Raw genomic sequence first — 21289 nt, 5'->3', positions numbered from 1 at the left:
AATGGCAGTAATTGATATTGGTGGTCAGGTTCGTCACGGTGAGGAACTGGACATTGCAGCGGTTGAAACATGGTTAAAAAATCAGGGTGTGAATTCGCAAGGACAGGCAAAAGTCACCCAATATTCAGGTGGCGCATCCAACTGGACTTACCGTTTAGCGTATGACAATGCTGACCTGATCCTACGCCGTCCACCGAAAGGCACCAAGGCCAAATCAGCGCACGATATGGCACGTGAATACAATGTGCAGAAGTATCTGGCACCTTTCTATCCTGTCCTGCCTGAAATGATCGCGCTGTGCCAAGATGACAGCGTGATTGGTTGTGATTTCTATGTGATGAAGCGGATTGAGGGCATTATTCCACGTGCGAATCTACCCAAGGAATTACAGCTGGATGAGCAGCAAGTACAGCAACTTTGCCTGAATGTCTTAGATAAATTGATTGAGCTGCATCAAGTGCCTTATCAAGGCACAGAGTTAGAAAAACTAGGCAAAGGTGAAGGGTATTGCCGCCGTCAGGTCGAAGGTTGGGATGCCCGTTATAGCAAGGCTTTGACACCGAATGTACCTGATTTCGCGTTTGTGCGTGAATGGTTGCAACAACATATTCCTGCGGATTCAAAAACCTGTGTGATTCATAATGACTGGCGTTTTGATAATGTCATTTTAGATCCACAGCAACCCACTCAAGTGATTGGGGTACTGGACTGGGAAATGGCAACGCTCGGTGATCCATTAATGGATCTGGGCAGCGCCCTCGCCTACTGGATTCAGGACGATGATAATGCATTGATGAAATCCAGCCGCCGTCAACCGACCAATCTAAAAGGCATGCTGACACGTCAGCAAGTGGTGGATTACTATCTGGAAAAAACAGGTTTAAAGCCTGATAACTGGGCATTTTATGAAGTGTTTGGCCTGTTCCGCCTAGCCGTGATTGCACAGCAAATCTATTACCGTTATTACCATCAGCAAACCGATAATCCAGCCTTTAAAGACTTTTGGATATTGATTCATGCCCTGCATATTCGTGCCTTAAAATTGATTGCACAAGGAGATACACAAGCCCAGCAATTAATTCCTGAATATGGCGCAAAACTGAAGGAAATTTTAAAAGGATGAGCACAATTTATCTGGTGCGGCATGGGCAGGCCTCCTTTGGAGCAGCTAGCTATGACCTGCTCTCTGCAAAAGGCGAGCAACAGGCACAAGCAGCGGGTGAGTTTCTTAATAAAACTTTGAAATCTTCACCCTTGGTGGTGGCGGGTTCAATGCAGCGTCATCAACAAACGGCGCAACTCGCTTTAGCGCAAGGTTTTGCAGATGTATCGATTCAAACTGAATCCAGCTGGAATGAGTTTGATCATCAACATGTGTTTGCTCAATACGAACCACGCTTTAATCAGCCTGACTTACTCAAGCAGGATGTCGCACAAGTTGCAAACCCACGTGCCTATCTGGCAAAAATCTTTGATGGGGCGATTGAGCGCTGGATTGGAGAGCAATATGACCATGAATATCATGAAACATGGTTAGGCTTCCAAAGTCGTGTAGAAAGCGCTTTGCACGGCCTATGTCAGCAGCTTGATGCGACACAACAGCGTCAGGCGGTTGTATTCAGCTCAGGTGGTGTCATTTCGGTGGCAGTTGGCAAGGTCTTGGGTTTAGATGCGAAACAGATCTTTGCGCTGAACTGGTCGATTGCTAATGCCAGTATTAGCACGCTGCGTTGGGTGGATGGACGTTTGCAATTACTGAGTTTTAATGAACATCATTATTTAAAAACACATGATGCAGAACTTCTCACATGGATTTAAACAAGAATAGGTGGCGGAAATGGCAAGAACAATTTTAATTACAGGTGCAAGTTCGGGTTTAGGCGCAGGTATGGCGCGTGAATTCGCAGCCAAAGGCTACAATCTGGCGCTTTGCGCACGACGTTTAGAACGTCTGGAAGCGTTACAACAGGATTTGCAAAGCCAATTTTCAGTTCAGGTCAAAATCAAGACTCTTGATGTGACCCATTACGATGACGTGTTTACCGTATTTAAAGCTTTTCAGCAAGAATTTGGCAGCATTGACCGTATTATTGTCAATGCAGGTGTCGGTGATGGTCGCCGTATTGGTAAAGGGCATTTTGAAGTGAATCGGGCTACGGCGGAAACCAATTTTATTTCGGCATTGGCGCAATGCGAAGCGGCAGTTGAAATTTTTCGAGCGCAAAACAAAGGGCATTTGGTGGTGATTTCCTCTATGAGTGCGATGCGTGGTTTACCGAAGCATTTGTCGACTTATGCAGCCAGTAAAGCGGCGGTGGCGCATCTAGCTGAAGGCATCCGTGCTGAATTGCTGGGTACACCAATTAAAGTCTCGACGATTTTCCCTGGTTATATTCGTACTGAATTGAATGAGGGTGCTAAGAAACTGCCGTTTGAAGTGGATGAGAAAACAGGAAGTCGAGCCTTGGTCAAAGCAATTGAGAAAGAGCCTGTGAAAGCCTATGTGCCGCAGTGGCCGTGGTTGCCAATGGGCATAGCAATGAAGATTTTGCCATTAAAATTGGTGAATAAACTGAGTTGATTGCCATTAAAATGAATCGGAGATATCTCTATTTGGCAAGTTTTCACAGCCTCATATAGGCTGAATAGTCGAGTTGTTTGGGTATAGGCGTTTCCTTACTTTTCAAAGATGAAAAGTAACAAAAATCTTTTGTTGGACTGATGGTATATCCCTATACCACAGTCCAACGGGCGGCATCCATGCCGCCGTCACAATAGTAAATATCAGCAAGAAATTAATTTAATCTGAGTTCGACAAGAAAGACGATACGCGTAAACGTCATCCACAACCTGAGCTAACTAAAGCGTTTAAAGCTTTGAGTTAGCGCAAGACAAACAAAGTGCGTGGTTTGTTGCTCAAGCATAGCTTTCACCTTACGGTACGGCAAAAATTATTAATCTTTGCTATTCGTCCCTCAGGTTTTGCCTACTTTTCCCGAAAGAAAAGTAGGGCGAGCCGCAGGCTGATCCAGAAATTAGATAAGAACTTGCAAGACTCCGTTAAGACAATAGTTTTTCAGAAAGTGTTGACTTTAATTACGACAAAGCTGTAATCAACTTTTGGTGTAAACCACCAAAACCACCATTCGACATGATCACCACAGCATCCCCCTCACCTGCTTCATTCACCACACGGGCAATGATGTCATCCAGCGAACGGCTGACTTCTGCCTTGTTTGATGACGCTGCAATGATGGGTTGTAAATCCCAATCCAGACCTTCAGGTTGATACCAGATCACTTCATCCGCTAAACGGGCTGAATGTGCCAACCCATCTTTATGGCTACCCATACGCATGGTATTTGAACGTGGCTCAATGATCGCCCAAAGCTTACGTTCACCTAAACGTTTGCGTGCGCCATCCAGTGTGGTTTCAATTGCAGTTGGATGATGGGCAAAGTCATCATAAACTTCGATGCCACGAACCGTACCTAACAGCTCCATACGGCGTTTTACCCCACCGAAGTTAGAGAGTGCTTCACACGCCTGTTCAACGCTAACACCCACGTGTTGTGCAGCAGCAATGGTCGCTAAGGCATTGGCAACGCTGTGCTGCCCTGTCATGTTCCATTTCACTTCACCGACCACATTGCCCTGTTCAAGCACTTTAAAGTGGCTACCATCCGCACTGATCAATTCGGCAGATAACGCGGCTTGCGCATTTGGTTCTAGACTGGTCCGAATCACTGGCGTCCAGCAGCCCTGCTCCAAGACTTCATCAATATTGGTTTCAGTAATGGGCGCAATAATACGACCTTCACTTGGAATAGTGCGTACTAAATGGTGGAACTGTTTTTGAATCGCAGCAAGATCATCGAAAATGTCAGCGTGATCAAATTCAAGGTTATTTAAAATTGCGGTTTTAGGATGATAATGAACGAACTTAGAACGCTTATCGAAGAATGCCGAATCATATTCATCTGCTTCGACACAGAAATATTGACCACCACCTAAACGTGCGCTTTCGCTAAAACCAAGTGGTACGCCACCGATCAAGAAACCTGGATTTAAACCTGCCTGATCCAGCACCCAAGCCAACATGGTGGTGGTGGTGGTTTTACCATGTGTACCTGCAACCCCCAATACATGTTTGCCTTGAAGGACATGGTCTGCCAGAAATTGTGGGCCAGAAATATAAGGGAGACCTTCATTCAGCATGTATTCAATCGCATCAATGCCACGTTTCATGGCGTTGCCGACGATTACAAGATCAGGATGCGGCTGTAAATGGCTACGGTCGTAGCCCTGCATAAGCTCAATACCCGCATTTTCGAGTTGAGTTGACATAGGTGGATAAACATTGGCATCTGAACCTGTGACTTTATGTCCTAAATCTCGTGCTAATAGAGCCAAAGACCCCATAAATGTGCCACAAATACCCAAAATATGCAGATGCATAACGCGCCTTCTCCACTGCTTTTCATACAGCACTGATATCGTATGTATGATTGTCGTTATCAATAAAAATCAAACGCAACGATATCAAGGCTTGCATGGAAAAGATAGTCAAAATTCGTTGTTGTTGTTTAGTTCTAATTGCACAGATGAATGCTAAAATTTCAGGGTTTTTGCAAGCATATCTTCTCTGCGATTCACCCTTGATTTGGATATAAGCACATTATGTTGAGCCCTACTCTTTTAGCGTTATGTTTGTTGATTATTTCCAACTGTTTTATGACATTGGCATGGTATGGGCATCTGAAAATCCTGCATGATGCGCCGATCTGGCAGGCGATCCTGTTTAGCTGGTGTATTGCCCTGCTGGAATACAGTTTTATGATTCCTGCTACCAAGTTGCTCAACCAGCATGGCTGGAGTCTGGGTGAAATGAAAATTACTCAGGAAGTTGTGACATTAATGGTGTTTGTGCCCTTTATGATTTTTGTGTTTAAACAACCTTTTAAGCTGGACTATATCTGGGCAATGCTCTGTTTAATGGGTTGTGTCTATTTTGTATTTCGAAATCAGAACTAATTTTTCGTGAATTAGTTCACGCGTTCTTTTGTTGGGGATGCTTGAAAAAACCGCTATAATATTTGCCAATTTATTCCTTCGTGCTTGGCGTAAGTCGAGATACTTCTCTATTTTTATCATGTTTTGGAAAAGCCAATGAATGCGGTCGCAACAGATAGCCAACCTTTAGTCGGAATTATCATGGGTTCTCAATCGGATTGGGCAACACTTGAACATACCGCTAACATGCTCAAACAATTGGGTGTTCCTTTTGAAGCTGAAGTGGTTTCTGCGCATCGTACCCCAGATCGTCTGTTTGAATATGCTGAAACAGCACGTGATCGTGGTATTCAGGTGATTATTGCGGGTGCTGGTGGTGCTGCACATTTACCGGGGATGTGTGCGGCTAAAACTGATTTACCAGTATTGGGTGTACCGGTTAAATCATCGATTTTAAATGGTGTAGATTCATTGCTTTCAATCGTGCAAATGCCAGCAGGTATTGCGGTAGGTACTTTGGCGATTGGTCAGGCTGGCGCAACCAATGCTGCGATTATGGCAGCACAGATTTTAGGTTTAACCCGTCCAGACATCGCTAAAAATGTGGCGGACTTCCGTACTGCACAAACAGAAAAAGTATCGAGCAATAACATTCCTGGTCATGAATGAGGATAAGCAAAGCAACGCTTTGCCCGAATGCAAGACAAGGACTTTGTCCGAGTAAGAGGATAAGCAAACTTAAAGCATTGCTTTAAGGCTTTGCCCGAGCAAAAGAGTTATAGATATGAATAAAACCATTGGCATTTTTGGTGGTGGACAGCTTGGCCGCATGATGGCGCAAGCGGCGTTGCCACTTAATATTCAATGCACCTTCTTTGAAGCGGAAACGGATTGCCCTGCTGCGATTCTGGGCCCTGTTTTTTCGAGTCAGGCTGCACAGGGTTTACAGGATTTTATTGCCAGCGCAGATGTATTTAGTCTTGAATTCGAAAATACGCCTGTTGCGGATGTGGATGTTTTAACTCAAAGCAAAACCCTGTACCCTCCTCGCCTTGCATTAGCAACTGCACAAAACCGCTTGGCTGAGAAAAGTTTGTTTGATGAGTTAAACATTCCTGTTGCGCCGTATCGTGCTGTGGATAGTTTAGAGAGCTTAAAACAGGCTGTTGCTGACCTTGGTTTACCTATTGTCTTAAAAACCATGACAGGTGGCTATGATGGCAAAGGTCAGTTCGTATTACGTACTGAAGATCAAATTGACACGGCTTGGGCTGAACTTGGCCCTGCAAAAAGCCTGATTGCTGAAAGCTTTGTTAAATTTAGCCGTGAAGTCTCGATTATCGCGGTACGTGGACAAAACGGCGATGTGAAAACTTGGGCGCTGGCAGAAAATCATCATCATAACGGCATCTTGTCACATTCAATTGTGCCTGCACCGAATAGCGTTGATTTACAGCCTGTCGCACAAGACTATATTACCCGTTTGTTGAACCACTTAAATTATGTGGGTGTGCTCACGCTTGAACTGTTTGTGACTGAACAAGGCCTCTATGCCAATGAAATGGCATGTCGTGTGCATAATTCAGGTCACTGGTCGATTGAAGGTGCGATTTGCTCGCAATTTGAAAACCATATTCGTGCTGTTGCTGGTTTACCTTTGGGCTCAACTGACGTTATTCGTCCAACGGTGATGATCAATATTATTGGCCAGCATCCAAAATCTGAAGAGGTTCTGGCGCTGAACGGTGCACATTTACATCTCTATAATAAGTCTGAGCGTACAGGTCGTAAGCTGGGACATATTACCTTGATGCCGAATAATTCGGATGATTTAACCTGTTTATGCCGTCAATTGGCTCAAATTTTACCTGTACCACTGGCATTAACCGTAGATATGAAGCTCTAAACTTATCCACAATAGCTAAAAAAAGCGATCTTCGGATCGCTTTTTTCATTCTATGCCACTTTTAAATTTAAAAAATAAACATGAGGGTGCTGTGGATAAATTGTTTTCGGTATTTTGAATTTAAAATTGCGTCGTTTATTTGAATTTAAATAAAAGTGGATAAGTTATTTTACGTTTTAAATTCAAAATCGAGATCTTATTTTAAATTTAAAAACTAAGGCTATACTGGCTTTTTAAATTTAAATAATGGGCTGTGGATATCTATTTTTCCTGTAATAATGATATAAAAAATAAAGGTTTATCACTTTTTTGGTGTTTTATTTGTATCACTCATCGTTTAACTCGAAGAAATGAATTTAAAAGTGGATAAGTTTTTTAAATTTAAATGATCAAGTTATCCAGTATCGTGTTTTTGAATTTAAATTGGGCTTGTTGATAACTTTTAAATTTAAAATAAAGCCTGAATTATGAATTTAAAAGCAGTGTTTTAAATTTAAAAACCGAGAAATGAATTCAAAGTTACGTTTCCAAACTATACATCTTCATATAGCGTGTTATGGTGGAGAGGAAATTTAAATTCAAAAGTTTTGGTTCAGTCATGAAACGTCATTTTTCTTTTTTTCTAGGCACTGCCTTATTTACTATTTTCAATCAGGCGCATGCTGAGCTGGTCATTAATGGTGCAACCGTTTCTACACCAGCCACTACAGCACCTGTTGCCAGTAATTATACGCCAAATTCTAATTTTCAGGGCTGTATTGCCAATTTGCGTTCGCAAGCAATTGCATCGGGTGTTTCTGGCGCGACTTATGATCGCTATACGCAAAATTTAACGCCTGATTATTCTGTGATTGATAAATTAAATTATCAGCCTGAATTTTCGACACCGATCTGGGATTATTTGTCTGGCCTTGTGGATAACGAGCGTGTTCAGGCAGGACAACAAAAATTAAACCAACATCGTGCTGTATTGAACCGTGTTGAGCAGGCGTATGGTGTACCTGCTGAAACGGTTGTGGCCGTGTGGGGCGTCGAAAGTAATTATGGCGATATTTCGGGTAAATATCCTTTATTACAAGCTCTAGGGACTTTAAGTTGTGAAGGTCGCCGTCAAAGTTATTTCCGTGGTGAGTTTTTTGCCACCATGCGTATTTTACAGCGTGGTGATTTAACCCAAGATCAACTTTATGGCTCATGGGCAGGTGCTTTTGGTCATACCCAGTTTATGCCGTCGACTTATGAACGTTTAGCGGTCGATTTTGATGGTGATGGTCGCCGTGATCTGGTCTCTAGTACCACAGATGCCTTGGCTTCAACAGCAAATTTCTTAAAACGGGCAGGGTGGCAAACAGGCATGCCGTGGGGCTTTGAGGTAAAAATTCCGCAAGGTATGTCGATTTCTGGTGAAAGCCGCCGTAATAAAAAGCCATTGAATAGCTGGATTGCACAAGGGGTCACCCGAGCAGATGGTACAGCACTGATTCAAGGTAATTTATCGGGTAGTACGCCAGCAGGACTGATTTCGCCAGCGGGTGCAAATGGTCCAGTGTTCTTGGTCTTTAAAAACTTTGATGCAATTTATAGCTATAACGCGGCTGAAAGCTATGGTTTAGCGATTGCACATTTATCAGATCGTTTACGTGGTGGTACACCATTTTTAACTTCATGGCCAACGGATGATCCTGGTACATCACGTGCGGAACGTCGTGAAATTCAACAGTTTTTAGTGCAACGTGGCTATGATATTGGTGCAGTTGACGGATTGATTGGTGATAAAAGTCGTCAGGCCATTCGTCAGGAGCAAACCCGTTTAGGCTTAAATCCAACAGGACGTGCGGGGCAGCAGATTTTACGTGCTTTCCGTCAGGAACAAGCCAAACAAATGATGCAATAAATGATTCATTAAAAAGGTCTGCCTCGTGCAGACCTTTTTTATTTTAAGGTGCTGGATCTAATTTAACAGCTTCTAAAATATCAAAAATGACCGCAGTCACATCCTGACTTAAATCACGGTCATTAAAAATCTCATAAGCGGTAATGGTGACATCAGTGTCACTTGGAAGTTGCTTTTGTTCTTCTTCAATCAGATGTTCGATGGGTAACAAGGTCTGTTTGACTTCCAGATGTAAAATCTCATCATACGAGACATTTTCATCTTCCAATTCAACTTCTTGCTCGTTGAAATAAGGAATTAAAATAGAATGGAGAAAGGGGCTAATATCTTCAATATTCAAGAATTCGATATCACGAGTCTGCTCAATCGTACTGATGTGGTCGTTCACTTCAATTAAGATATGATAATAACTCATGCCGATCTCCATTAAGATAAATATGATGTTTTCATCCACAATAACATGAATAAATCCAAAGAATCGACCCATTCTTGTTACTAAGAAAGTGATAATCGATAAAACACCTATATTTTATAAGGATTAAGGCTCCCGAGAAAAACCTAATAATTCCAGATCTGTATCCGTCAGCTGAAAATCTTTTGCGTTCTGCTCTTTGATGCGCGGATACATCAAGGATTTTGGATCTTGAGTATGCTTTAGGCCTAAGGCATGTCCAAACTCATGCGCCAGCGTTAAACGTAAATCATCCATTGATGAAAATTCATAAATAAAAATCTGTTGGCCGTGAAACTGGCCTTTATGAAGGACTTGAGGCTTAAATGTCTGGTTAAATGCAGCCACGGATTCAGCCAATTGTTGATGCAACTGTTTAGACTGCTCTGTTTGTCGGTTGAATTGTTGAACCAGTTGATTGTGTTCAGCAATTTTTGCCTCTAAATCTACAGATTGCTGTTGCAGTGTGTGTTGTTGCTGCTCGAGTCGTGCGATTTGCTTTTGATTTTTAGTTGAGGCTTTTAGATTTTGCACGGCCTGCTGATATTTTTGCTGATTATTTTGGTAATCAATCTTTTGTAATTCAAGTTGATTCTCTGAGCGGGCAACGCTTTGTTTTAAATGCTGTAATTGCTGATTTTGGTCTAACCAATGCTGTTGTTCCTGCTCGAGCTGGTTCAGATTTTCTGAGCGCTTCATGCTGCGCACTTGGCGTTGATCAAACATCAAATGAATGACAAAGCTTGCTTCAGGATCATAGACAAAATAATTTTGTCCCGTATCTTTTGCCCAGATTGCAGCAGCTTGTTGACTTAACTCAATCATTTGCTGTTGTGTGATATTGAGACGTGGATCAAGATCGGCAATCCGGTAGCGTAGAGGGTGTTCAGTGCTATAACGGATTTGTGTTTGGGACGTGTTTGAGGAAATTTGAGCAAAAGCTGACGCTGGGGCCAGCATGAAAAAGCATGCAGCCAACAGGAGAGAAAACGAACGCATAAAGGGAGATAAAGCTTGAAAAAGGTCGCATTTTAATCAATTTAAGCATGTAGTCAAATTGATGAGCTGAGTGATGTTTGGTGGTTTAAAGAAATATTTCTAGAAAATGAATAAAAATACAAATGTAGAAAAAATCAAGAAAAATAGGGGTAAATATAGTGAGTTTGCAGCTAAAAACAATAAAATATAAAATCAGAACAACTGTTTATTTTTTATTCTTATCTCCTTTATTTAAATTCAGCTACGTATCCAAAAGCATCTGAACATAAAATAATGCACCAAAATTTATTATATTATTCACATAAAAATAAGAATTTAACTGTTTAAAAAATAGACTTTAAGTCTAGTCGATCTGAAGGATCAATCACATTGGGTTCAAACTTAATACATCGCTTTAACCAGATCCTTGTCTGAATCGGTTAATGCAAACTTTTGTAGGTTCTGTTGTTGAATAATTGGGTACATCAAAGAGCTTGGATCATCGGTATGCGCTAAGCCTAAAGCATGTCCAAACTCATGCGCCAGTGTTAAGCGCAGATCATTGGTGGAGGAAAACTCATAAATCATGATGTGCTTGCCATTAAAATGCCCTTTGTGGAATAGGCGTGGCTGAAAGATCTGATTAAACCGATTGGCCGATGCAACCAGTTGTTGATTGTTCTGATGAAGTGACTGGATATCCTGATTGAGCTGTCGGGTTCGTTGGTTATGTTGCTGTATTTCCTGTTGCAGAGCTAAAGATTGTTGCTGTAAGGCGGCTTGTCGTTGTGCGAATTGATCAGCTAGAGCTTTTGAAGAAGAACGTTGCTGATTAAAACGCTGTACATCCTGATTATATTGCTGAAATTGCGAATTGAGTTGGGCTTGTTTATGGGCAATCAGAGCCGAGGTTTGCTGAATTTCAGCCTTCATGTGCTGTAATTGTTGATTCTGATCTTTCCATTGTTGCTGGTCTTGTTGCAGTTGTTGCAGGCTCTGCACACGATCCGTGCTTCGTTGTTGGCGTTCATCAAAAACCAGATTGATACTAAATTCGGCCTCTGGATCGTAAATAAAATTTTGCTGGCCCGTTTCATGTTCCCAGATTTTGGCTGCTTGCTGGGTCAGTTCGAGCACTTGTTGCTGACTTAAATGAAAGCGTGGATCGATATCGGCAATACGATAATGCAGCGTTTTTTTGAGTGTTTGATGCTGATGTGGATCAAGCTGATTGGTATTGTTCTGGGCATGGGTGAGGTGAGGGGATGCCATACATAAGCATGCAGCAATCATTGCAAAACCAAGATAATGCATCAGCCAAATTCCCCCTAAATAAGGCTTATTTTGAGCAGTATTTGATTCAGGTCAAAACGCTATCTATTTAATAAACAAAACTAAAAAGTGTGATTTTTTTCTAATAAATAAAAAAATGAATCGAATAATTTGCAGAATCATAAATGCAGTCTTTTGCGTGTTTTTTATTCATAATAATAAGTGAATCAAGCGATTAAATTTATTGAGCTAAAAACTTCTCATTAAGCAGCAATAAAAGTCCCTATTGTTAACTTTTGTAAAATGTCGATAAATTGGTAATTTTTTTGAATTTTTTATAAAAAATTGCTGCTTTGTGACACTTAATGTCTGGGGGATTTTTGAGCAAAATGTGAATTATTACTCATTCTATATGCGTATTATTTTTTCTCTGTTTATCGGGTGTTTAACAGATTTCGATCTGCCTCGGTTAAACGGAAATGCGCTCTATCTTGATCTTTCATAATGGGATGCATAAGCGCCTGTGGATCATCAGCATGTTGTAACCCTAAGGCGTGACCAAATTCATGCGCCAGCGTTAAACGCAGATCATCTTCGGATTCAAATTCATAGATCAGAATCTGTTTGCCATTAAATAGACCTTTATGGAATAAATGTGGCTTAAACCGCTGTTTATATTGGTCGACAGAAGCATTAAGTTGTTGGTCTAGTGAATTAAGCTCATCTACTTGCTGATTCAGCTGCTGAATCTTTTGGTTGTATTGGTTAATTTCCTGCTTAAGAGACTGTGCATTTTGCTGCAAAGCTTGTTGTCGCTGCTGAAAATAATCAGGATTGGCGAATGCCGCTGGGTTTTGTCGAGCCTGTTGCTGTTCTTGATTGTAAGCTTGGATTTGCTGATTCAATTGTTGCTGTTTTAAGCCTAGAAATTGCCGGTTCTGAAGAATCTCCTGTTCAATCTGATCTAAGGATTTCTTTTTCTCTTGCCAGCGTTGCTGGTTTGATTCAAGTTGGCTCAAATGTTCCCGACGTTGTTCACTTTCGATTTGACGCTCATCATAGATAAGATGAATCGCCAGTTGGGCGTTTGGATCATAAACAAAGTAATCTTGTCCTGTGCCATCTTTCCAGATCTGCACAGCTTGCTCACTGATCGTTTTCACTTGCTCTAGGCTGAGCTTAAAACGTGGATCAACCTCTGCAATGCGGTAGCGAAGCCGTGTATCAAAGGGCTTGCTGATTCGATCGGTCAGTGAGTTAAATTTAAGTTGTGGGTGTTGGTAGGTTTGATAACCTGACCAGAACAGAAACATTACCAATGCGGTAAGAAGGATATTCTTCATTCGCTATTCGTTGAGAATAAGGGTTGATACAGGCTAGGGAGCAGTAATATCCCCCAGATCAGTGTCGCGAAAATATTTCCCATTTCATAAAAAATAGCGCCTAGGCCAGATATGAATGTCCAGGAAAAACTGGGTAATAGATAAAGCAGTAAAAGCGGGAAATAGCTATAGAGATATAACGTTCTTGCCCAAGCTTTAAAGAAAAATAAACCAGCTAACATGATCACAGCAATGATTGATGCCAGTCCGGTCAGAAGGATTTCCCAGTTTTTTGGTTCGGTTGCCAGTAATTCGCTGACAGCTATAGATCGTTCATCATAGACATCCAAGATTGCACCTACACAAATACAAAGCAATGAAGCAATTAATAACAGTCTAAATTTGGATTTGGTCAGGACGGGATCTTTTTTCATTTTTTAACAATAATGGATTTTCTAATTGTCTGAATTATACATAAAAAGGATTCAGTTTCTTAAATGGTTCTATCCGTTTGAGAAAGGCCCGAGCATCTACGATTCAGTAAATAATAGAATACACGGAATTAGGCACTGGTTATTTTGAGCACCTCAGAGCATTTAAAGTATAAAAAAACCGCGCTTACGCGCGGTCTTTTTTTAAAGAGACAAATTATTTTTTGTCATCTTTTACTTCTGTGAACTCAGCATCTACAACGCCATCGTCCGCTTTTTGTTGTTGACCCGCATCGCCACCTTGGAATGCATTTGGATCAAAACCTTCTGCGCCGCCAGCTGCACCTTGTGCTTGTTCATAAGCACGTTGTGTAATTGGCATCAAGATGTTTTGTAAAGCTTCAGTTTTCGCTTTGATATCTTCAACATCATTTTCTTTAGTTGCTGCTTCAAGCTCAGAAACCGCAGTTGTGATCGCAGTTTTTTCATCTTCAGTCACTTTGTCACCAAGATCTTTTACTGCTTTTGTTGAGCTAGAAACAAGCGCATCTGCTTCGTTACGCGCTTTCGCTAACTCTTCAAACTTACGGTCTTCTTCAGCATTCGCTTCAGCATCTTTGATCATTGCTTCGATTTCAGCATCAGACAAACCTGAGTTTGCTTTAATCTGGATAGATTGCTCTTTACCAGTGCTCTTATCTTTAGCCGATACTTTCAAGATACCGTCAGCGTTGATGTCGAACGATACTTCAATTTGCGGTACGCCACGTGGAGCAGGTGGGATATCGCCTAACTGGAAGTTACCCAACAATTTGTTTTGTTGAGCCATTTTACGTTCACCTTGGTAAACCGAAATGTCTACTGCAGGCTGGTTGTCAGCAGCTGTAGAGAACACTTGTGATTTCTTCGCAGGAATCGTGGTGTTTTTCTCAATGATCGGAGTTAATACGCCGCCCATTGTTTCGATACCTAAAGTTAATGGTGTTACGTCTAATAAAAGTACATCAGTTTTGTCACCAGACAATACTGCACCTTGAATCGCAGCACCAATCGCAACCGCTTCGTCAGGGTTCACGTCTTTACGTGGCTCTTTACCGAAGAATTCTTGTACTTTTTGTTGTACAAGTGGCATACGAGACTGACCACCAACCAAGATCACGTCAGAGATGTCAGAAGTCGAAAGACCAGCATCTTTAAGCGCGATACGGCAAGGCTCAATGGTACGAGCAACTAAATCAGCAACCAAACCTTCAAGTTTTGCACGCGTTACATTGATCACTAAGTGTTTAGGACCAGTTGCATCGGCAGTGATATACGGAAGGTTGATTTCAGTTGCATTCGATGAAGAAAGCTCGATTTTTGCTTTTTCAGCAGCTTCTTTCAAACGTTGTAACGCAAGTGGATCATTTTTCAGATTCACACTTTGTTCTTTCTTGAATTCTTCAACCAAGAATTCAATTAACGCGTTATCAAAGTCTTCACCACCAAGGAAAGTATCACCATTTGTTGATAACACTTCGATTTGCTGGTCGCCATCAAGGTCTGCGATTTCAATGATTGATACGTCAAAAGTACCACCACCTAAGTCGTAAACTGCAACTTTACGGTCGCCTTCTTTTTTGTCCATACCGAACGCAAGTGCCGCAGCAGTTGGTTCGTTAATGATACGTTTAACGTCTAAACCAGCGATTTTACCCGCATCTTTAGTTGCTTGACGTTGCGCATCGTTAAAGTAAGCAGGAACAGTAATCACTGCTTCAGTAACTGTTTCACCTAAATAGTCTTCTGCAGTTTTCTTCATCTTTTTCAAGATTTCAGCAGAGATCTGTTGAGGTGCTAATTTTTTGTCGTTTACTTCAACCCAAGCATCGCCATTGTCAGCTTTGATGATTTTGTAAGGTACAAGACCGATGTCTTTTTGTACCGCTTGATCTTCATAACGACGACCGATTAAACGCTTGATCGCGAATAATGTATTTTTCGGGTTTGTTACCGCTTGACGTTTCGCGCTTTGACCAACAAGGATCTCGCCATCTTTATATGCAATGATCGATGGAGTTGTACGTGCGCCTTCAGCGTTTTCGATTACTTTTACTTTATCGCCTTCAAGTACAGCAACACATGAGTTGGTAGTACCTAAGTCAATACCAATAATTTTTGCCATTGATTGTGTTCCTCTAAAATTTTGTTGCAATGTTTTTGCTTGTTATTCGATATGAGAGTCAATCGGTTTTTTTCAAGCATTTTTATGAAAAAAAATCAAAAAACTCTCAAATTTCTACATTTTTGAGCAAATAAATGCTCTGCTGATCGGGATTATTGACCCACCATCACCATTGCTGGGCGGAGTAGGCGACCATTTAAGGTATAGCCTTTCTGTAAAACAGTACCGATCTGATTCGCTTGCGCATTTGGATCGATGCCTACGGCCTGATGTAGATCGGCATTGAAACCATTTTGAGTATCTGCTTCGACTACGCCAAACTTCTCAAGCGTGGTGAGTAGTGATTTCAAAGTCAGCTTAACGCCTTCAAGGACAGGCGTTTCTTCTTCGCCAGCAGCCTGAATCGCACGTTCGAGATTATCGACAGAATCGAGTAATTCTTTGGCAAACTTTTCAAGCACCGTATCTTTGTGCTTTTCAGATTCGCGTTGGATACGTTCTACACTTTTCTGCGCTTCATAAACCGCATTGGCAGTACGTGCTTTTTCTAATTTCAGGCTTTCTTCAAGCTTGGTGATTTGCGCTTGTAAATCTTCAACGCTAAGCTCGTTTGCTTGCTCTACACCTTCAGCTTGAGTTTGTTCAGTCTGCTGCTCATTTTGAATGTCTTGAGCTTGCTCATTGTGCTCATTAGCCATTGATGATCTCCGTTGAAAAAAGTTCTTAAACATGTACAGTCCTTTTGGCGTGAATGCTCTTAGGGTTAAACCCGAACTGCCACATCTTGGTCATTCATTGATAGGGATGAAGTATGGGCTAGCCGACAAAATTCAAGCGTTCAGGTCAATTTAAATCTTTTAATTTTGCTGATTTAAGTAAAAATTTAGGTTTTCAATCACAAAAGCAATAAATTCTTGGGTAATTTTCGGTAAATGTTGCCTTGAAGCATAGACTAACGACAAGGTCAGATCAGGTGCAGAAAAATCTGTAAATACCTGTTGCAAACGCTGCTCAGCGATGTCTTTACGTACCAGTAAAGTGGGCAGCATCGCAATGCCTTCAGCTTTTAGACACATCTGATAAAGCGCAATCACATCATTGCTTTTAAACGTAACATTTAATGGATAGTTCTGAGGTTGCTGATCTGTATCAAACAAGGTCCAGTACTGGTTGTGGGTGTGGTGTGCAATACATTCATGTTGAATCAACTGACTGGGATGCGACAGGAGAGTGTGATCCTGTAAATAGTGGGGATGCGCGCAAAAGGTCGATTCAATTTGGCAGACAGGCCGTGCAATCAATCCATCCGCAACTTTCTGGGTAATGCGTAATGCAAGATCAACCTGAGCATCGATCAGATCTACGGTATTTTCAGTTAAATACACATCAAAATGAATTTGTGGATAGCGCTTTTTAAATTGCTTGATACATTCATTCACGCCTAGCTGAAATAAAAATAGACCACAAGTAAAACGGATTGTCCCGTTATGTTGTTCGGGTGCGGCCAAACCTTCTAACAGCTGTTGCTGCTGTAAAATATTTTCACAATAAACCAGCGCTTTCTCACCTGCTGGAGTGAGCGATACTTTACGAGTATTGCGTTGAAATAATCGGGTCGAAAATGTCTGCTCAAGATGCTCTAAATAGCGAGACACCATTGCTTTGGAATAATCCAGATGTTCTGCTGCTTTGCTCAGATTGCCTTGATGGGCAATACAAACAAAGACTTGAATGGCTTTTAAGGTATCCATGTTTATTATCATTGTTGCAAGATATGCAACATTTTATCTTAGTTTAGTGTGTTTCTTCAGCAAGAATTGCAATTTAAAGTAGTTGTTATCAAATTGGAGACGATAACATGAATACCAAAGCTTATGTCCTTGCTTTATCTGCCTTCGCAGCAAGTTCTGTTGCATTTGCACAAGACTTAAAAATCCAGAATTTTTTGGCTCAGCCTGACCATTTTGGTGTGACTTCAACTTTAATTGAAGGGGATAAAGAAGTCTTATTGGTCAATGCACAATTTTCTAAATCAGAAGCATTACGTATTGCTGCCGACATCTTGGATAGCGGTAAGACCTTAAAAACTATTTTTGTCAGCTATGGCGATCCAGATTTCTATTTTGGTTTAGATGTATTTAAACACTACTTCCCGAATGTTCAGATCATTGCGACACCAGAAACGGTCAAACATATTCAGGATACACAGGCCTTGAAAGTTGCGTATTGGGGACCAAAAATGGGCGCCAATGCACCAAGTCAAATTATTGTGCCGCAAGCTTATACCGCAAAAACTTTAAAACTCGAAAATGAAAATATCGAAATTAAAGGTAAAAAAGAACTGACTTATTTATGGATTCCAAGTGCTAAAGCAGTTGTCGGCGGTATTCCGGTATCTTCGGGTATTCATTTGTGGACAGCAGATACCCCAACAGTCAAAGATCGTGCTGAAGTTGTACAAACCTTAGAAAGTATTAAAGCACTTAATCCTAAAGTGGTTGTACCTGCACATATGAAAGCCGGGGCGGCTGAAGGTCTGGATGCGGTGAATTTCTCGATTGACTATTTAAAGCAATATGAGAAAGCGGTGAAAAGCACAAAGAACTCAGCTGAACTGGTGAAAATGATGCAAAAGCAATATCCAGCATTGGGTGAGTCGAGTAGTCTTGAACTTGGTGCCAAAGTTGTAAAAGGCGAGATGAAATGGCCTTAATTATGGGCTAATCCATGAAAACCGTGCTGAAAATGCACGGTTTTTTTATGTCTGCTACATTTATTTTTAATCAAAAATACCTAATTGTAATCTTTTAGGACGGTTGTGCTGTGTTTCTATGAATTATAAAAAAATAAGATAATTGCTTTTTTAATTTTCTAAGTCGATAAAACGCGATGAAAATGCTGTGTTGATAAATGCTTAGCGTTTTATTCGGGATTGGGGAATATGTGAATTAAGCAAATAGATGATTTAAGAAAAATTGCAAAACAATGCGGCTTCCATAACAAACTGCAACTAATCCTCATCACGTCCGTGGAAAAAATTGTGAATTATAGGCATCGCAAAGACAACTTTGCTTTTTGTCATAATGAAAGGAAATACCAAATGAAAAAGTTAGCATTGATTTCTGCAGTTGTAGCTGGTGTTGCATTAACGGCAGTAGGTTGCTCGTCTCAAGGTGGTTTAGAAGCTTCTGGTTCGGCTCAAACAAGCGCAAGCCCAGCTGGTGTACAAGGTGGCGTTGGTGTAGACGCAGGTTCATCAGTTGATGTTCAACCAGGTGGTGCTTCAGCTGACGTTTCAGGTTCTGTATCAGGTTCAGCAGGCGCTGGCGCTCAATAATTTTTATTGTTAAGTTGGCTTCGCATAAGATTGATCAACAGATGCCGCATTTAATCTTATCTATGTACTGCTATACATAACGCGAAGTTGACTTATTCATAAAAATGACACTTTTAAAGTGATATAAAACTAGAACTAACCGGTTAGTTCTAGTTTTATAGTTTTGAAGATAAACAGTTAAAACAGCGTTTAATTGACATAAAAAGTAGCTGTGAATAAGCACTATGGTTAATGACTTTTTAGCAATAGCCCTTTAGCGTACGACTTATTTCAAATCTTGAACTTGATCTAAGACTTTATAAAAGCATATAGTCGAAGACAACAAGAATTATGGACAGAGCGAGAGAAGGGGACAAAAGTGACAGCATTACCTCCAAAAATACAAACACTTTTAGACAAAGGACAAGGTCCTGCTGCACGAGCGCTCGATAAGCTGCCCAAAATTGTACAAGAATCTCTGGCCAAGCTTTTAGGCTATCCTCATCAATATCCAGATCTGGATGCATTTACCAAATGTTTGATGGCTGTTCAGATCAAGCAAGGTCGTATAGGTTTTATCGGTGATGATCCCATTGATTCCCGTCGTCAGTTTGATGCACAAATGTTGGCGATTCTGAATAAACCGACTTCGATCGAATCTGTTGAAGATATCCGTTTACCGTTACAAAGTGGAACGGTGTTCGCCAGACATTATCATCCAGCGCCAAATAAAAAATTGCCTATGCTGGTGTTTTACCACGGTGGTGGATTTGTGGTGGGTGGCCTGGATACGCATGATGAAGCATGTCGACTAATTGCCAAGCATGCCAAAGTACAGGTTTTAAGTATTGACTATCCACTGGCACCGGAAGCTTCACCTCAGTTACTGATTAAATCGTGTGAAGATGCATTGGCATGGGTTTATCAAAACCGCCGTCAATTGAAAATCTATAAAAACCGTATAGCGGTTGGTGGAGACAGTGCGGGCGGAAATATCAGTACGGTAGTCGCTCAACACGCCGTTGGGAAATCTTATGCACCACAAGCACAGTTACTGATTTATCCTGTGGTCGACTTTAAAAGCAGACATCCATCATTCTATGCCTATGGCGAGGGATTGGTGTTAACCAGTAAAGATGTGGACTATGTGACAGATTATTATGCGACCCAGCAAAATGTGGCTTTAGACGATCCATTAATTTCACCGACCTATGGCAGTCTCAAAAAGCTGGCACCTGCATATGTGATTACGGCTGGTCATGATCTACTTCATGATGAAGGTGCGATCTATAGTCATAAGCTCAGACAAAATGGCGTCAAAGTGCAATACGTCGATTATCCAGACCAAACGCATGGTTTTATCAATATAACGCCCGTCTCAAGCAAAGCAAAACGCAATACCATTGAAGTGGCGAAGAACTTCAGAAAGTTCTGGGATAAACATAGTTAATGATAAAGAACCGATGTTTCACGTGAAACATCGGTTCTTTGTTTCAGGTAACAAATAGAAATAGCAAAAACAGATTTGCAAAATTAAGATGAAGATCCACAACACGTCTATTTCCAAGCTGAGAAAAGCAATGATGAAAAAGTTGTTCATTACAACAAGTTTAATTTTGGCAAGCGGTCATTTATTTGCAAATACGATGGTTGATATGAAAACCAGTATGGGGAATATTGAAATTGAGCTGTTTGATGATAAAGCACCAGTTTCAGCAAAGAACTTTGAAAGCTACGTAAAAAGTAACTTCTATACAGGCACGATCTTTCATCGCGTGATTCCTGGTTTCATGGTGCAAGGTGGCGGCCTAGAAGCAAACATGATTGAGAAAAGCACGAAAGCGCCAATTGTGAATGAAGCAAGTAATGGTTTAAAGAATACCCGTGGTACTTTGGCAATGGCACGTACCAGTGATCCAAACTCGGCAAGCAGTCAATTCTTTATTAATGTGGCGGATAATAACTTTTTAAACAAATCACCGATGGATGCGGGCTACGCCGTTTTTGGTAAGGTCACAAAGGGCATGGATATCGTTGACAAGATTGTGAGTGTTCCTACAGGTAACTATGGAATGCATCAAAATGTCCCTAAACAGCCAGTTAAAATACTTAGTGTTCAGATAAAGAACAAGAAGTAAAAAGCAAAGCAGAAATATGAATAAAATATTTCTGCTTTAAATTTATGTGGTTACGTCATATTTGTTTAAATAGCACACATATTTGTGTGTAAAAAAAGAACACTCAATAAAACAAGGGCTTAAAAAAGCTTGCACACTAAAAAAAATCTCCTATAATGCACAAATCCCGACGCAATGAAGCAAAAATAACTTAGCTTTAACGGTTAAGTTGTTAAATATTTATTGCGTTTTATTTATCGCTGACGAGGCGATAAAGAGATCATTAAGAGAATAGAAGAACAACTTGTGTGGATTTTTACTGGTTAATCAATCGAAAATATTTCATTGATTGAATGGTAGAAATTTCTCGAAGTTTATTTGAGCGAATTTTTAGTCAGAAAATTGATGAGCCAAGATTTGTAGCC

Annotated in this window: 20 protein-coding genes; 11 read left to right on the top strand and 9 right to left on the bottom strand. The window is 40.9% G+C overall.

All coding sequences use genetic code 11. The features are described 5' to 3' along the window. Nucleotide 1 precedes the first annotated feature (1 nt). From PJ15_RS17240 to PJ15_RS17230, 3 genes are read left to right on the top strand one after another with little or no spacing between them, the layout of a single operon-like run. Complete coding sequence (locus tag PJ15_RS17240; protein WP_047432926.1) at nucleotides 2–1123, top strand: phosphotransferase family protein; 1122 nt, start codon at nucleotides 2–4, stop codon at nucleotides 1121–1123. Then, entirely contained in the window at nucleotides 1120–1818 is a 699-nt protein-coding gene (locus tag PJ15_RS17235; RefSeq protein WP_047432924.1) for a histidine phosphatase family protein, read from the top strand. The genes PJ15_RS17240 and PJ15_RS17235 overlap by 4 nt, the downstream gene beginning before the upstream one ends. Nucleotides 1819–1837: 19 nt before the next feature. Continuing rightward, the gene (locus PJ15_RS17230; RefSeq protein WP_047432921.1) at nucleotides 1838–2581 is read left to right on the top strand and encodes an SDR family oxidoreductase; all 744 of its coding nucleotides are present in this window, start codon (nucleotides 1838–1840) and stop codon (nucleotides 2579–2581) included. 515 nt (nucleotides 2582–3096) lie between these two features. On the opposite strand, the gene mpl is transcribed toward PJ15_RS17230, so the two are convergent. After that, on the bottom strand, nucleotides 3097–4458 hold the full coding sequence (mpl, locus tag PJ15_RS17225) for a UDP-N-acetylmuramate:L-alanyl-gamma-D-glutamyl-meso-diaminopimelate ligase (RefSeq protein ID WP_047432917.1): 1362 nt from the start codon (nucleotides 4456–4458) through the stop codon (nucleotides 3097–3099). Nucleotides 4459–4680: 222 nt separating this feature from the next. Here mpl and PJ15_RS17220 point away from each other — a divergent pair, with 222 nt between their 5' ends. From PJ15_RS17220 to PJ15_RS17205, 4 genes are all read left to right on the top strand, one after another. Next, the gene (locus PJ15_RS17220; RefSeq protein WP_047432915.1) at nucleotides 4681–5034 is read left to right on the top strand and encodes a DMT family protein; all 354 of its coding nucleotides are present in this window, start codon (nucleotides 4681–4683) and stop codon (nucleotides 5032–5034) included. A 135-nt stretch (nucleotides 5035–5169) separates the two neighbouring features. Then, the gene (purE, locus tag PJ15_RS17215) at nucleotides 5170–5682 is read left to right on the top strand and encodes a 5-(carboxyamino)imidazole ribonucleotide mutase (protein WP_005260369.1); all 513 of its coding nucleotides are present in this window, start codon (nucleotides 5170–5172) and stop codon (nucleotides 5680–5682) included. A 109-nt stretch (nucleotides 5683–5791) separates the two neighbouring features. Next, nucleotides 5792–6919, top strand: a complete 1128-nt coding sequence (locus tag PJ15_RS17210) for a 5-(carboxyamino)imidazole ribonucleotide synthase (protein ID WP_264673643.1) — start codon at nucleotides 5792–5794, stop codon at nucleotides 6917–6919. 598 nt (nucleotides 6920–7517) lie between these two features. Beyond that, a complete protein-coding gene (locus PJ15_RS17205; RefSeq protein WP_047432910.1) occupies nucleotides 7518–8813 on the top strand; it encodes a lytic murein transglycosylase in 1296 nt (431 codons plus the stop codon). A 43-nt stretch (nucleotides 8814–8856) separates the two neighbouring features. On the opposite strand, the gene PJ15_RS17200 is transcribed toward PJ15_RS17205, so the two are convergent. The 8 genes from PJ15_RS17200 to PJ15_RS17165 all read right to left on the bottom strand — a co-directional run bounded on the left by PJ15_RS17200 (nucleotide 8857) and on the right by PJ15_RS17165 (nucleotide 17182). Further along, nucleotides 8857–9240: a hypothetical protein gene (locus PJ15_RS17200; RefSeq protein ID WP_171248626.1), complete on the bottom strand. Its 384-nt coding sequence runs from the start codon at nucleotides 9238–9240 to the stop codon at nucleotides 8857–8859. A 111-nt stretch (nucleotides 9241–9351) separates the two neighbouring features. Then, on the bottom strand, nucleotides 9352–10263 hold the full coding sequence (locus PJ15_RS17195; protein ID WP_047432907.1) for a matrixin family metalloprotease: 912 nt from the start codon (nucleotides 10261–10263) through the stop codon (nucleotides 9352–9354). Between the two features lie 381 nt (nucleotides 10264–10644). Further along, nucleotides 10645–11556 (bottom strand): matrixin family metalloprotease, encoded by a 912-nt coding sequence (locus PJ15_RS17190; RefSeq protein ID WP_047432904.1) that lies wholly within the window; start codon nucleotides 11554–11556, stop codon nucleotides 10645–10647. A 392-nt stretch (nucleotides 11557–11948) separates the two neighbouring features. Continuing rightward, nucleotides 11949–12857, bottom strand: coding sequence for a matrixin family metalloprotease (locus PJ15_RS17185; RefSeq protein ID WP_047432900.1), 909 nt, complete (start codon nucleotides 12855–12857; stop codon nucleotides 11949–11951). Next, a complete protein-coding gene (locus tag PJ15_RS17180; protein ID WP_047432897.1) occupies nucleotides 12854–13270 on the bottom strand; it encodes a hypothetical protein in 417 nt (138 codons plus the stop codon). The genes PJ15_RS17185 and PJ15_RS17180 overlap by 4 nt, the downstream gene beginning before the upstream one ends. Nucleotides 13271–13484: 214 nt before the next feature. Next, nucleotides 13485–15431: a molecular chaperone DnaK gene (gene dnaK / locus PJ15_RS17175; RefSeq protein WP_004656796.1), complete on the bottom strand. Its 1947-nt coding sequence runs from the start codon at nucleotides 15429–15431 to the stop codon at nucleotides 13485–13487. Nucleotides 15432–15583: 152 nt separating this feature from the next. Then, complete coding sequence (grpE, locus tag PJ15_RS17170) at nucleotides 15584–16129, bottom strand: nucleotide exchange factor GrpE (RefSeq protein WP_005228204.1); 546 nt, start codon at nucleotides 16127–16129, stop codon at nucleotides 15584–15586. Nucleotides 16130–16288: 159 nt separating this feature from the next. Next, nucleotides 16289–17182: a LysR family transcriptional regulator gene (locus PJ15_RS17165; RefSeq protein WP_004776447.1), complete on the bottom strand. Its 894-nt coding sequence runs from the start codon at nucleotides 17180–17182 to the stop codon at nucleotides 16289–16291. 107 nt (nucleotides 17183–17289) lie between these two features. On the opposite strand from PJ15_RS17165, the gene PJ15_RS17160 reads away from it, so the two are divergent. The 4 genes from PJ15_RS17160 (at nucleotide 17290) to PJ15_RS17145 (ending at nucleotide 20885) form a co-directional block, all read left to right on the top strand. After that, nucleotides 17290–18144: an MBL fold metallo-hydrolase gene (locus tag PJ15_RS17160; protein WP_047432894.1), complete on the top strand. Its 855-nt coding sequence runs from the start codon at nucleotides 17290–17292 to the stop codon at nucleotides 18142–18144. Between the two features lie 387 nt (nucleotides 18145–18531). Beyond that, nucleotides 18532–18768: a hypothetical protein gene (locus tag PJ15_RS17155; protein WP_005260387.1), complete on the top strand. Its 237-nt coding sequence runs from the start codon at nucleotides 18532–18534 to the stop codon at nucleotides 18766–18768. Nucleotides 18769–19126: 358 nt separating this feature from the next. Continuing rightward, nucleotides 19127–20197, top strand: a complete 1071-nt coding sequence (locus PJ15_RS17150) for an alpha/beta hydrolase (RefSeq protein ID WP_005281510.1) — start codon at nucleotides 19127–19129, stop codon at nucleotides 20195–20197. 130 nt (nucleotides 20198–20327) lie between these two features. Beyond that, nucleotides 20328–20885, top strand: a complete 558-nt coding sequence (locus PJ15_RS17145; protein ID WP_004776438.1) for a peptidylprolyl isomerase — start codon at nucleotides 20328–20330, stop codon at nucleotides 20883–20885. Nucleotides 20886–21289: the final 404 nt, after the last annotated feature.

It is taken from the genome of Acinetobacter sp. neg1 (assembly GCF_000788125.1).
Lineage (GTDB): Bacteria > Pseudomonadota > Gammaproteobacteria > Pseudomonadales > Moraxellaceae > Acinetobacter > Acinetobacter vivianii.
The sequence above is the reverse complement of the archived record's forward strand: the minus strand, read 5'-3'. Positions and strand labels throughout refer to the sequence as shown.